12 protein-coding genes are annotated in these 13,057 nt (G+C 70.9%); all 12 read right to left on the bottom strand.

What is annotated here, in order from left to right:
• Positions 1-138: 138 nt before the first annotated feature.
• The 12 genes from N1031_RS09115 to N1031_RS09060 are packed head-to-tail and all read right to left on the bottom strand — an operon-like array spanning position 139 to position 13,025.
• On the bottom strand, positions 139-771 hold the full coding sequence (locus tag N1031_RS09115) for a DNA-3-methyladenine glycosylase (RefSeq protein WP_259479293.1): 633 nt from the start codon (positions 769-771) through the stop codon (positions 139-141).
• Between the two features lie 35 nt (positions 772-806).
• Positions 807-980, bottom strand: a complete 174-nt coding sequence (locus tag N1031_RS09110; RefSeq protein WP_259479292.1) for a hypothetical protein — start codon at positions 978-980, stop codon at positions 807-809.
• Positions 977-2,434: an argininosuccinate lyase gene (gene argH, locus N1031_RS09105; RefSeq protein WP_259479291.1), complete on the bottom strand. Its 1,458-nt coding sequence runs from the start codon at positions 2,432-2,434 to the stop codon at positions 977-979. The genes N1031_RS09110 and argH overlap by 4 nt, the downstream gene beginning before the upstream one ends.
• Complete coding sequence (gene argF / locus N1031_RS09100) at positions 2,434-3,396, bottom strand: ornithine carbamoyltransferase (protein WP_259479290.1); 963 nt, start codon at positions 3,394-3,396, stop codon at positions 2,434-2,436. The genes argH and argF overlap by 1 nt, the downstream gene beginning before the upstream one ends.
• 49 nt (positions 3,397-3,445) lie before the next feature.
• Positions 3,446-4,651: an acetylornithine transaminase gene (locus tag N1031_RS09095; RefSeq protein ID WP_259479289.1), complete on the bottom strand. Its 1,206-nt coding sequence runs from the start codon at positions 4,649-4,651 to the stop codon at positions 3,446-3,448.
• A 1-nt stretch (position 4,652) separates the two neighbouring features.
• Positions 4,653-5,630, bottom strand: a complete 978-nt coding sequence (gene argB / locus N1031_RS09090) for an acetylglutamate kinase (protein ID WP_259479288.1) — start codon at positions 5,628-5,630, stop codon at positions 4,653-4,655.
• A complete protein-coding gene (gene argJ, locus N1031_RS09085) occupies positions 5,630-6,790 on the bottom strand; it encodes a bifunctional glutamate N-acetyltransferase/amino-acid acetyltransferase ArgJ (protein WP_259479287.1) in 1,161 nt (386 codons plus the stop codon). Before argJ ends, argB begins: the two co-directional genes overlap by 1 nt.
• Entirely contained in the window at positions 6,787-7,833 is a 1,047-nt protein-coding gene (gene argC, locus N1031_RS09080; protein ID WP_259479286.1) for an N-acetyl-gamma-glutamyl-phosphate reductase, read from the bottom strand. Before argC ends, argJ begins: the two co-directional genes overlap by 4 nt.
• Positions 7,834-7,854: 21 nt before the next feature.
• Positions 7,855-10,386 (bottom strand): phenylalanine--tRNA ligase subunit beta, encoded by a 2,532-nt coding sequence (pheT, locus tag N1031_RS09075; protein WP_259479285.1) that lies wholly within the window; start codon positions 10,384-10,386, stop codon positions 7,855-7,857.
• 2 nt (positions 10,387-10,388) lie between these two features.
• Complete coding sequence (pheS, locus tag N1031_RS09070) at positions 10,389-11,429, bottom strand: phenylalanine--tRNA ligase subunit alpha (protein WP_259479284.1); 1,041 nt, start codon at positions 11,427-11,429, stop codon at positions 10,389-10,391.
• Between the two features lie 22 nt (positions 11,430-11,451).
• Positions 11,452-12,381: an amino acid ABC transporter permease gene (locus N1031_RS09065; protein ID WP_259479283.1), complete on the bottom strand. Its 930-nt coding sequence runs from the start codon at positions 12,379-12,381 to the stop codon at positions 11,452-11,454.
• A complete protein-coding gene (locus N1031_RS09060) occupies positions 12,378-13,025 on the bottom strand; it encodes an amino acid ABC transporter permease (RefSeq protein ID WP_259479282.1) in 648 nt (215 codons plus the stop codon). Before N1031_RS09060 ends, N1031_RS09065 begins: the two co-directional genes overlap by 4 nt.
• Positions 13,026-13,057 lie beyond the last annotated feature (32 nt).

The raw sequence follows: 13,057 nt of genomic DNA, 5'->3' as shown, positions 1-13,057 counted from the left end.
TGTGTGGCCACCGACGTGAGGCCGGGAAGCTCTTCCGCTTTCCCGCACCTGTGGGGTGACGAGTTAGAAGATTACGCGGATGTTTCGTAACCCTGCAAATCGCGGTGCAGCCCGGGCGTGTCGCCCGTGTTTCCGCGGTCAGGCGCGGGGATGGCGCTTGTAGGCAGAGACACTCGGCTCCCCCGCGAGATGGAACCGCCAGTCGAAAGGCTCCCGCCCGCCATCGCCGCTCACGCCCGTCCGCAGCGATCGCTCGATGCGGGGTCCAGGCCCCACCACCGGCTCCCCCGCTTCCCCCGCACCGACACCGCTCAGCCCGAACGGCGGGGCGAACAGCGACGCCCCGTCTTCGCCGAGCAGGATCCCGAGTGCCCGCACCAGATTGGCGGGCCCGCGCGCGAGGTCGCGGTCGGTGCGCGCCGTCGGGCGGCGGAGGCGCGCGAGCTCGTGCCCCTCCACGACCTCGCCGGCGCGCAGCAGCACGGCCGACGCCTCCCCCACCGGTGAGCACACCACGTTCGCACACACGTGCATCCCGTAGGTGAAGTACGTGTACAGGTGTCCGGGCGGCCCGTACATCGAGGCGATGCGCGGGGTCGGCCCCCGAAAGGCGTGCGACCCGGGATCCACACCGGCTCCCAGGTAGGCCTCGACCTCGGTCAGCCTCACGGCGACCGTGCCCTCGGCGGTCGAGTGCGACAGCACCGCCCCGAGCAACCGCGGCGCGACCTCGAGTGCGGAGTCCGAGAGATCGATCACGGCAGACGTCACAGAGCGGAGCAAATCGGGGGATCGGCGTCAGCGCCTCAGAAGAGACTCACGCCCAGCGAGAGCGACACGATGATGCCGGCCACGACCACGGCTGCGGCGACGCCGATGATGGCCCACACCGCTCCGCTCGGGAGCGGCCGACGCCAGAAGCCCGGGTCGGAGGGGTCTCGCGGGGCCTTGCCCGACTTCGGCTTCTCGTCGTCGCTCATGACGCAGCTCCCGCCGCATCGACCGACGCCGGCGGGGTCACGAGCACCCGCACCCGGGCGGTGAGCGCCGCGAGCTGCTCGCGCACGCGGACACCCGCCGTGCCTCCCGACCCGTCGCGACTGGCCACCGAGCCCTCGATGGTGAGCACCGTGCGCACCTCGGGCGTGAGGTGCGGCGAGATCTGCGCGAACTGCTCGTCGCTCAGTTCATCGAGCTCGAGCCCGTGGTCTTCGGCGAACTTCACGACGGCACCGGTGATCTCGTGCGCGTCGCGGAACGTGACGTGCTGCTTCACCAGCCACTCCGCGATGTCGGTCGCGAGCGAGAAGCCCTGCGGCGCGAGTTCCGCCATCCGGTCGGTGTGGAAGTGCAGGGTGGCCACCATTCCGGTGAACGCCGGCAGCAGCACCTCCAGCGTCGTGATCGAGTCGAAGACGGGCTCTTTGTCCTCCTGCAGATCGCGGTTGTACGCCAGCGGCAGACCCTTGAGGGTCGCGAGCAACCCGGTGAGGTTGCCGATCAGCCGGCCCGACTTGCCGCGCGCGAGCTCGGCGATGTCGGGGTTCTTCTTCTGCGGCATGATCGACGATCCGGTCGAGTACGAGTCCGACAGCGTGACGAAGCCGAACTCCTTCGTGTTCCAGATGATGATCTCCTCGGCGAACCGCGAGAGATCGATACCGATCTGAGCCGTGATGTAGGCGAACTCGGCCACCACGTCGCGCGAAGCCGTGCCGTCGATCGAGTTCTCCACCCCGTGCGCGAAGCCGAGGTCGTGCGCCACGAGCTCGGCGTCGAGGCCCAGCGTGTTGCCGGCCAGAGCACCCGAGCCGTAGGGCGAGGCATCGGCACGTCTGTCCCAGTCGCGCAGCCGCTCGAGGTCGCGCACGAGCGGCCAGCAGTGCGCCAGCAGCTGATGTGCGAGCAGCACCGGCTGCGCGTGCTGGAGGTGGGTGCGCCCCGGCAGGATGGCGTCGGGATGCGCCTCCGCCTGCGAGGCCGTGGCGTCGATGAGGTCGACCAGCAGCCGCCGGATGCTCGCGGCGTGATCGCGCAGCAGCATCCGGATGAGCGTGGCGATCTGGTCGTTGCGGCTACGGCCGGCCCTCAGCTTGCCGCCGAGCTCGGCGCCGGCGATGTCGATGAGACCGCGCTCGAGCGCGGAGTGCACGTCTTCGTCGGTGGCAAGCGGACGGAACTCCCCGCCCTCGACCGCATCGGCCAGCGTGTCGAGCGCGCCGAGCATGCCTGCCAGCTCGTCATCGCCGAGGTAACCCGCCCGCGCGAGCGCTCGGGCGTGGGCTCTCGAACCCTCGATGTCGTACTGCGCGAGCTGCCAGTCGAAATGGGTCGAGCGGCTCAGCTCGGTGAGCTCGGGCGCCGGGCCACCGGCGAACCGTCCACCCCAGAGCGCGCCGGCCTCGCCCGCCCGGTTGGACACATCGTCCGCCATCAGAACCCCGCCTTGCGCGCGGGTGCTGCCGAGGCCGCCGCGTTCTGCTCGAACAGCCACACCAGCAGCGCCTTCTGGGCGTGCAGCCGGTTCTCGGCCTCGTCCCAGATCACGCTCTGCGGGCCGTCGATCACCTCGGCCGCCACCTCGTAGCCGCGATCGGCGGGCAGGCAGTGCAGGAAGAGCGCGTCGGCCTTGGCCCGCGCCATCATCGCCTCGTCGACCTGGTAGCCGCCGAAGGTCTTCACCCTGGCTGCCTTCTCGTCTTCTTTGCCCATCGACACCCAGGTGTCGGTGACCACGACGTCGGCTCCGGATGCGGCCGCGGTCGGGTCGGTGAGCACGCTGATCGAGCCCCCGGTCTCGGCGGCCCGGCGCTCGGCGTCGGCCACGACGGAGGCGCTCGGCGCGTAGGCCGGCGGGGCGGCGACCCGCACGTGCATCCCGGCGGTCGCGCCCGCGAGCAGATACGACTGGGCCATGTTGCTCGCGCCGTCGCCGAGGAACGCGACCGTCAGCCCTGCGAGGTCACCCCGGTGCTCGCGGATGGTGAGGAAGTCGGCGAGCAGCTGGCAGGGGTGGAAGTCGTCGGAGAGCGCGTTGACCACGGGCACGGTCGTGCCGGCCGCCATCTCCTCGAGCCCCGCCTGACCGTAGGTGCGCCACACGATCGCGGCGACCTGGCGCTCGAGCACGCGCGCCGTGTCGGAGGCGGTCTCCTTGCCCCCGAGCTGGCTGGCGGCGGTCGAGATGATGAGCGGGATGCCGCCGAGGTCGGCGATCCCCACGGCGAACGAGACACGGGTGCGCGTGGACGACTTGTCGAAGATGACGGCGACCGTCTGCGGACCCTCGAGCGGGCGCGCGGCGAATCGGTCTCGCTTGAGCTCGACGGCCAGATCGAGGATCTGCGCCTGCTCGGCCGGGGTGATGTCGTCGTCGCGGAGGAAGTGCCTGGTCATGTGTCGCCTCAGGGGTGGTGTCTGGAAACCAACAGGATAGCGGGCCCGCTCAGCGCGCGCCGTCGACGGCGGCGAAGGCCTGGCGCAGACGGTTGCCGAAGACCCTCACCTCGTCGTCGCCGATGACGAGCGGCGGCGCGATGCGCAGGCTCGAGTCGTTGGGGGCGTTGATGATGAGGCCGGCGTCGAGCGCCGCATCCGACACCGCCTGCGCCACCGGCTCGGTGAGGCCCACTCCGATGAGCAGACCCTGCCCGCGCACCTCGTGGATGAGCGGGGAGTCGATCGACTCGATCACAGCGCGCAGCTCGGTGCCGCGCACCGCGGCGTTCTGCACCAGACCGGCCGACTCGATCTCGGTGAGCACGGCGTTCGCGGTGGCCGTGGCGAGCGGATTGCCCCCGAAGGTGCTGCCGTGCTGACCCCGGCTGAACAGCTCGGAGGCCCAGCCGAAGGTGACCAGCGCACCGATCGGGAAGCCGCCGGCGATGCCCTTCGCGATGGTGACCGCATCCGGCAGGATGCCGTCGTGCATGTACGAGAACCACTCCCCCGTACGGCCGACTCCGGTCTGGATCTCGTCGACGATCAGCAGCACGCCGTGTCGAGCCGTGAGCTCACGCGCCCGGCGCAGGAAGCCGTCCGGGAGGTCGACCACCCCGGCTTCACCCTTGATGGTCTCGAGCACCAGCGCGGCGACGGTGTCGTCGATCGCGGCGTCGAGGGCCTCCATGGTGGAGTCGATGTGCACCACGCCCGCGGGCATCGGCTCGAAGGGCTCGCGCATGGCGGGTTTGCCGGTGAGCGAGAGGGCACCCATCGTGCGCCCGTGGAAGCCGTTGTGCAGCGCGAGGATGGTGCGCCGCCGCTCGCTGGAGTTCAGCCGGGCGAGCTTGAACGCGGCCTCGTTCGCCTCGGCGCCCGAGTTGCAGAAGTAGGCTCGCGCGCCCTCGCCCGCCCCGGTGATGCGCGCGAGCCGCTCGGCGAGCTCGAGCTGCGGCGGCGTGGAGAAGTAGTTCGACACGTGCGCCAGCGTGGCGGCCTGCTTCGACACGGCCTCCACGAACACCGGATGCGCGTGGCCGAGTGAGTTCACCGCGATGCCGGCGAGGAAGTCGAGGTACTCGTTCCCCTCGTCGTCCCAGACGTAACAGCCCTCACCGCGCACCAGGTATCGCAACGGCATCCCCATCGTGCGCATGAGGGAGGTGTCGAAGCGACCCTTCCAGGGGGATTCCGTTCCGGTGACCGACACGTCAGTCCTTTCTGGTGGAGGAGGCGGGGCTGGTGGAGGAGGCGGGCACGACCTCGGTGCCGATGCCGCTCTGGGTGAAGACCTCGAGGAGGATGGAGTGCGGCTCGCGGCCATCGATGATGGCCGACTTCGCCACACCGCCGTCGACCGCCTCGAGGCAGGCCGACATCTTCGGGATCATGCCCGACTCGAGGGAGGGCAGGAGCGCGCGCAGCTCCTCGCTGTCGATGACCGACACGAGAGAGTCGCGGTTCGGCCAGTCGCTGTAGAGTCCGGCCACGTCGGTGAGGATGACGAGTTTGGCGGCGCCGAGAGCCACGGCCAATGCGGCGGCGGCGGCATCGGCGTTGACGTTGAGCACCTGGCCGGGCTCATCGACGTCGGGCGCGATCGACGACACCACCGGGATGCGCCCTGCGTCGACCTGGGCGAGCACCGCCTCCGGGTTCACTTCGACGACGTCTCCGACGAGACCGAGGTCCACGATCTCGCCGTCGATCTCCGCCCCGCGGCGCCGGCCCTCGAAGAGGCCGGCATCCTCGCCCGAGATGGCCGCGGCGAGCGGACCGTGCTCGTTGATGTGGCTCACGATGTCGCGGCTGATCTGCCCGGTGAGCACCATGCGCACCACCTCCATGGCCTCGGGGCTGGTGACCCGGTAGCCGCCACGGAACTCGCTCGCGATGCCGAGCCGGTCGAGCATGCGCGAGATCTGTGGACCCCCGCCGTGCACGACGACGGGACGCAGGCCCGCGTACCTGAGGTACACCATGTCCTCGGCGAAGGTGCGCTGGAGCTCGGGGTCGACCATGGCGTTGCCGCCGAACTTCACCACGATGATCTGGCCGTGGAAGCGCTTCAGCCAGGGCAGCGACTCGATCAGCGTCGAGGCCTTCACGTGGGCCAGCGCCGCGGCGTCGGCGGCGCTCAGCGGCGCGTCGTCGGCGCTGCCGGGTGCGGATGCGGTGTGCCCGGCCATCAGCTGGCGTACGCGCTGTTCTCGTGCACGTAGTCGTGCGTGAGGTCGTTGGTGTAGATGGTGGCCGACGCGTCACCCGACTTGAGGTCGATCAGGATGCTCGTCTCGCGCGGCGCGAGATCGACCAGTTCACGAGGCTCCCCGGGCTCGCCCTCGCGGCACACCATCACGCCGTTCATCGACACGTCGATACGGTACGGGTCGAACACGGCGTCGGTGGTGCCGAGCGCGGCGAGTACTCGGCCCCAGTTGGGGTCGTTGCCGAAGATGGCTGTCTTCAGCAGGTTGCTGCGCGAGACCGCGCGGCCCACCACCACCGCGTCGTCTTCGCTGGCGGCGTTCACCACCTCGATGGCGATGTCGTGACTGGCCCCCTCGGCGTCGCGCTGCAGCTGCCGGGCCAGATCGAGGCAGAGCGCGGTGAGCGCGGCGGTGAACTCGGCCTCGTCGGCCTCGACCCCGGATGCGCCCGAGGCGAGCAACGCGACGGTGTCGTTGGTCGACATGCAGCCGTCGGAGTCGACCCGGTCGAAGGTGACCCGCGTGGAGGCTCGGAGCGCTCGGTCGAGCGCCTCGGCGGGGACGGCGGCGTCGGTGGTGATGACGACGAGCATGGTGGCCAGGCCCGGCGCGAGCATCCCGGCCCCCTTCGCCATGCCGCCGATCGACCAGCCCGCCGATGAGGAGACTACGGCCTCCTTCGGCTTCGAGTCGGTGGTCATGATGGCGAGGGCCGCCTCTGCGCCGCCCTCGGGGCTGAGCGCCGTGGCCGCGGCCGGCACGTTGTCGAGGATCGCGTCGCGGAAGCTCTGGTCGCCTACGCCGATGAGGCCCGTGGAGCACACGAGCACGTCGCCCGCCGCCACCCCGAGCGCGGCGGCGACGGCCTCGGCGGTGGAGTGCGTGGTCTGGAACCCGAAGGCCCCGGTGAAGCAGTTGGCCCCGCCGGAGTTGAGCACCACCGCGTCGATGCGACCGTCGCGCACCGCCTGCTCCGACCAGAGGACGGGGTTGGCCTTGGCACGGTTGGAGGTGAACACCGCCGCCGCGTCGTGGCGCGGACCGTCGTTGACCACGAGCGCGAGGTCGCGCGCACCGGTCGACTTGAGGCCGGCGACGACCCCGGATGCGCGGAATCCGGCGGGGTGGGTGACGCTCACGGCGCGACTCCGTTCACGGGGAGGCCTGCGCGCTCGGGAAGACCCAGGGCGAGGTTGGTGGACTGGATGGCGGCGCCCGCGGTGCCCTTGACGAGGTTGTCGAGCGCGGTGACGGCGACGACGCGGTCGGCCGCCTCGTCGACGGCGAGACCCACCAGAGCGGTGTTGGCACCGGTGGTGTCGGAGACGCGGGGGAACTGGCCCTCCGGCAGCAGGTGCACGAACGGTTCGTCGGCGTAGGCCAGCTCCCAGGCGGAGCGCACGTCGGAGGCCGAGACGCCAGGCTGCAGTCGTGCCGTGGAGGTGGCGAGGATGCCGCGGGACATCGGCACGAGCACGGGGGTGAACGACACGGTCACCGCCTCGTTCGACGCGGCCGTGAGGTTCTGCACGATCTCGGGCACGTGGCGGTGCACCCCGCCGACGCCGTAGGCGTGCGCCGACCCCATGAGCTCGCTCGCGAGCAGGTCGGTGCGCAGCGTCTTGCCCGCACCCGACGGACCCACCGCGAGCACGGCCACGAGGTCTGCCGCCTGGATGACACCGGCACGGAGCCCGGGCGCGAGGCCCAGCGTGATGGCCGTCACGTTGCAGCCCGGCACGGCGATGCGGTTCACGCCCACGAGGTGGTCGCGCTGCTTCGAGCCGTCGGCGAGCACGAGCTCGGGCAGGCCGTACGGCCACGAGCCGTGGTACTCGGACTTGTAGAAGGTCTCCCAGGCCGTGGCGCTCGTGAGCCGGTGGTCTGCGCCGCAGTCCACCACCACGCTCGCGTCGCCGAGCTCGGCCGCGAGCGCGCCGGAGTGGCCGTGCGGAAGCGCGAGGAAGACGACGTCGTGACCGCGCAGCACCTCAGCGCTCGTCTCCTGCAGCACGAGGTGCTCGTAGGAGCGCAGGTGCGGCTGCAGGTCGATGAGTCGCTGGCCGGCATTCTTGTTCGCCGTGACCGTGCGCACCTCGAACTCGGGATGCGCGCTCAAGAGGCGCAGGAGCTCGCCCCCCGCGTATCCGCTGGCTCCCGCGATCGCGACCGTGTACACCATCTCTCCAATCTAGACCGTGCGCTACTCGCGCACGGTCGCACCGTGGAGTTCTGCCGCCCTGGCCGCACCGGCGAGCTTGGCCTCGGAGGCCTCGGCGGCGGTGAGGGTGCGGTCGGGAGCCCGGAAGCGCAGGGCGAAAGTGAGCGACTTCGAGGAGTCGGGCAGGCCGGCCCCCCGGTAGTCGTCGACCAGCCGGATGCTCTCCAGCAGCTCGCCGGCGCCCGCGACCACCGCGCTCTCCACCTCGCCCGCCGGCACCGCGGCGTCGACGACCAGCGACAGATCTTGCGTGGCGGCCGGGAAGCCGCTGATCGGCGCGGCCTCCACCGAGCTGCCGGCGGCGTCGATCAGCGCGTCGAGGTCGAGCTCGAGCACGGCGACGACGCGGGGCAGGTCGAGTTCGTCGGCGAGCGCCGGCAGGATCTCGCCCGCGAACCCGACGGCCGCCTCACCCGTCGCGGTCTGCACGAAGAGCTCGGCCGTTCGGCCCGGGTGCAGCGCCTTGTGCGTGCCCGCGGCGACCCGCACCGAGACGGCGAGCGCCGACTCGAGCAGCCGCACGGTGTCGAGGGCGTCGGCGATCCCGGCGGCCACCGCGGGCTGCCCCGGCTGGCGGTCGACGGTGTTGCCGAGCAGCAGCGCGCCGATGTGGCGCGGCTGCGGCGGGATGCCCGCGTGCAGCTCGCTGAGCTGGGCCGCGTCGGGCAGCACGGCGCCGAGCGGCAGCACGTCTTGCCCGTACCGCTGACCCGCCTCGGGCACGAAGACCGAGCCGATCTCGAACACGGCGAGGTCGGTCAGACCACGCGAGAGGTTGCGGCGCGCGATGTCGATGAGACCCGGCAGGAGCGAGGTGCGCAGCAGCGCCGCCTCGCTGTCGAGCGGGTTCGCCACGACGATCGCGGGCACCTCTTCCTCCACGGGCGAGCCGAACACCGCGTTCTGGCGTGCCGTGAGGAAGGGGTAGGCGAGCACCTCGGTGAGCCCGCCCGCGGCGAGCACGTCGGCCGTGCGCCGGCGCGCCTGCTGCGAGACGGTGAGGCCGCGGCCAGGAGGGGCGACCGGGAGGATGCTCGGGATGCGGTCGTAGCCCACGATGCGGGCGACCTCTTCGGCGAGCGAGGCCTTGTCGATGAGGTCGGGCCGCCAGGACGGCGGGGTCACCTCGAAGCCGGCCGCGTTCTCCTCCACCGTCGAGCCGATCTCGGCGAGTGAGCGCGCGATGTCGTCGGGAGTGAAGTCGACGCCCACCAGACGCTGCACGAAGCCGAACGGCAGCATGATGGCTCCGGGTTCGGCGTGCTCGTGGTGCACCGAGCCGAGACCGTCGGCCGTGCCGCCTGCGAGGGTCTCGAGAAGTTCCACCACGCGGGCGGCCGCGGGCTGCGCGGCCTTCGGGTCGACCCCGCGCTCGAAGCGACGCGACGCCTCGCTCGGCAGCTTGTGGCGGCGCGCCGTGCGCGCGATCGACACGGGGTCGAAGTTCGCCGCCTCGATGAGCACGTCGGTGGTGCCCTCGCCGATCTCGGTCGAGGCTCCCCCCATCACGCCCGCGAGGCCGATGGCGCCGCGGTCGTCGGCGATCACGAGGTCTTCGGGGTGGAGCGTGCGCACCGCGCCGTCGAGCGTCTCGAGGGTCTCCCCCTCGCTGGCGCGACGCACCACGATGCCGCCCTGCAGCGCATCCAGGTCGTAACCGTGGATCGGCTGGCCGAACTCGAGCATGACGTAGTTCGTGATGTCGACGACCAGCGAGATCGAACGGATGCCCGCGAGCTTGAGCCGCGACACGAGCCAGGCCGGCGACTTCACGGTGGGGTCGATGCCGCGCACGACCCGGGTGACGAACACGGTGGCGCCGACGCGGCCCCGGATGGGCGCCTCGTCGTGGATCGACACCGGGAAGCCGTTGCCGGCCACGGTGGCCACGCGGTCGACCGGGTCGCGGAAGGCCGCGCCGGTGGAGTGCGAGTACTCACGCGCGATGCCGCGGATGGAGAACGCATAGCCGCGGTCGGGCGTGACGTTCACCTCGACGGCGGAGTCGTCGAGCGAGAGCAGCGCGAGCGCGTCGGTGCCAACCTCGGGGTCGAGACCCAGTGTGGCCAGGCGCAGGATGCCGTCGTGGTCGTCGCCGAGGCCCAGTTCACGCGCCGAGGCGATCATGCCGTCGGAGACGTGGCCGTAGGTCTTGCGCGCGGCGATGGCGAAACCGCCGGGCAGCACGGCGCCCGGGAGGGTGACCACCACCTTGTCGCCCTCGACGAAGTTCGAGGCGCCGCAGACGATACCCCGCACATCCGCGCCCCCGTCGGCCGCGGTCTGGCCCTCGGGGGCCACGCGCACCTGGCACCACCGGATGGTCTTGCCGTTGGACTGCGGTTCGGGCTCGAAGGAGAGCACCTGCCCCACGACGATCGGACCCTGCAGGTCGAAACCGTGCGACCCCTCCTCCTCGAGGCCCACCTTGACGAGGGCGGCGTGGATGTCGTCGATCGACGCGTCGGCGGGGACGTCGACGTACTCGGCGAGCCAGCTGATCGGCACTCGCATCTCTAGACCACCATTCCGAACTGCTGACTGAAGCGGATGTCGCCCTCGACCATGTCGCGCATGTCATTGAGGTCGTTGCGGAACTGCAGCGTGCGCTCGATGCCCATGCCGAAGGCGAAGCCGGAGAACTCGTCGGGATCGATGCCCGCCGAGCGCAGCACGTTGGGGTTCACCATGCCGCAGCCGCCCCACTCCACCCAGCGGGCGCCGCCCTTGGCGTTCGGTTGCCACACGTCCATCTCGGCGCTGGGCTCGGTGAAGGGGAAGTAGTTGGGGCGCAGGCGGATCTTCGCGCCCTCGCCGAACATCTGCCGTGCGAAGTGCTCGAGGGTGCCGCGCAGGTGGGCCATCGTGAGGCCCTTGTCGATGGCGATGCCCTCGACCTGGCTGAACACGGGCGTGTGCGTGGCGTCGAGCTCGTCGGTGCGGTACACACGGCCGGGCGCGATGACGTAGACCGGCAGCTCGCGCTCGAGCAGGCTGCGCACCTGCACGGGGCTGGTGTGCGTGCGGAGCACCAGGTGCGCCTCGGGCGGGTCGATGAAGAAGGTGTCCTGCATGGCGCGCGCGGGGTGGTCGGCGTCGAAGTTGAGGGCGTCGAAGTTGAACCACTCGCTCTCGACCTCGGGGCCCTCCGCCACCTCCCAGCCCATGCCCACGAAGATGTCGGCGATGCGGTCTTGCAGCAGGGAGAGCGGATGGCGGGCGCCGATGCGCCGGTGCGTGGGCAGCGCCGTCACGTCGACGGCCTCCTCGGCGAGCCGTGCGGACTCCTCGAGCGCCACGACCTCGACCTCGCGGGCGGCGATGGCCTGGTTCACCCGGGCACGGGCCTGACCGACGAGCTTGCCGGCCGCGGCCTTCTGGTCGCCGGGGAGCGACTTGATCTGCGCGTTGAACGCGGCGAGCGCGGAGTGCTCCCCCGCGTGCTCGGAGCGCACGGCCCGCAGGGACGCCGAATCGGTGGCGGTCGCGAGCGCTGCGAGCGCCGCGTCGACCGCGTCGCTCACCGCCTGCTCGGTGATGACGATGGGTTCAGACACGAGGCACAAGTCTACGCGCTGGTCACTCCGTCGTCGCGTCGGCGGGGTCGGCCCCGGTGACGAGGGTGGCGTTCATCGCCCCACCGCCCGCGGTGGGCACGAGGTTCGGGATCACGGGACCGATGCGCCCGGGTCGCTTGAGCCGTCGCCTCGCGAGCCGGCGGGTGAGAGCCGAGAGGGTGAGGTTGACCGCGAGGTAGATCGCCAGGGTGATGACGAACAGGGTGAAGAGGAAGCGGTTGCCGTAGTAGCTGCCGAGATTGTTCATGGTGGTGCGGATGAGTTCGTTGTAGCCCACGATGTAGCCGAGGCTGGTGTCTTTCAGCAGCACCACGAGCTGCGCGAGCACGATCGGCAGCATCTGGCGGAACGCCTGCGGGAACTCCACGAGCATCCTGGTCTGCAGCGTCGTCATCCCGAGACTGAGTCCCGCCTCGCGCTGGCCTCGGGGCAGCGACGCGATGCCCGCGCGCAACGCCTCGCCGATGATGGCTCCGTTGTAGAGGCCGAGGCCGAGCACCACAGCCCAGAACGCTCCGGTCGATCCGACCAGCAGGATGAACAGCATGAGCAGCAGCACCGGCATGCCCCGGAAGAACTCCAGCACCACGGTGGCCGGGATGCGCACCACCGCGAGCGAGGAGGTGCGCAGCAGCACGAACAGCACGCCCACGGCGAGCGCCATCACGGCGGCGACCGCGGCGGCCTGGAGGGTGTTGAGGAGGCCGCGCCCGACCGCGCCCCAGAATTCGGGATCGGTGACGAGGGGTTCCCAGCGGGAGGCGTCGAAGAAGCCGGGGAGCGTGATGCCGCCCGACTCGCGCGGCTGGGCGAGGGTGTAGAGACCCCAGGCGAGCGCGGCGGCGAGCAGCACGATCACGACGATCGAGGCGATGCGCGAGCGGCGGCGGGCGCGGGGGCCCGGGGCGTCGAACAGGACGGAGGCGCTCATCGTTGCACCGCGAATCTCTTCTCGAGCCGTCCGGCGAGGATGCCGAGCGGGATGGTGATGAGGAGGTAGAAGGTAGCCACCGCGAGCAGCACCGCCACCACGGCGTTGCCGTTCGCGTTGGCGAGCGTGCGGCCCACCCCGAACAGCTCCGCCACGAAGAAGGCGCCCGCCACCGAGGTGTTCTTGGTGAGCGCGATCATCACGTTGATGAGCGGCGGGATGACCATGCGGAACGCCTGCGGGAAGATGATGACGCCGACCGTCTGTCCGAAGCCGAGCCCGAGGCTCCTCGCCGCCTCGGCCTGCCCGATCGGCACCCCGTTCACGCCCGAGCGCAGCGCCTCGGCCACGAACGGCGAGGTGTAGGCGGTGAGACCGATGATGGCGCACCAGAAGTACGGCAGCTCGGAGCCCAGGTAGGGCAGGATGATGGCGCAGAAGAACAGCACCAGGGTGAGCGGGGTGTTGCGCAGCAGCTCGGTGTAGACGGCCGCGAAACCCGACAGCGACGGCACCGGCGAGATGCGCATCACCGCCACGATCGTGCCCACCACGAGCGCGGCGAGGCCCGAGATCACGAGCAGCGACAGGGTCTGCCCGAAACCCTCGAGGTAGAGGGGCAGGTTGTCGATGACGACGTTCACTCGGGCCTCGCTTCACTCATCCGGATGCCGTA

It is taken from the genome of Herbiconiux moechotypicola, from assembly GCF_024979255.1.
Classification (GTDB): domain Bacteria; phylum Actinomycetota; class Actinomycetes; order Actinomycetales; family Microbacteriaceae; genus Herbiconiux; species Herbiconiux moechotypicola.
The sequence above is the reverse complement of the archived record's forward strand: the minus strand, read 5'-3'. Positions and strand labels throughout refer to the sequence as shown.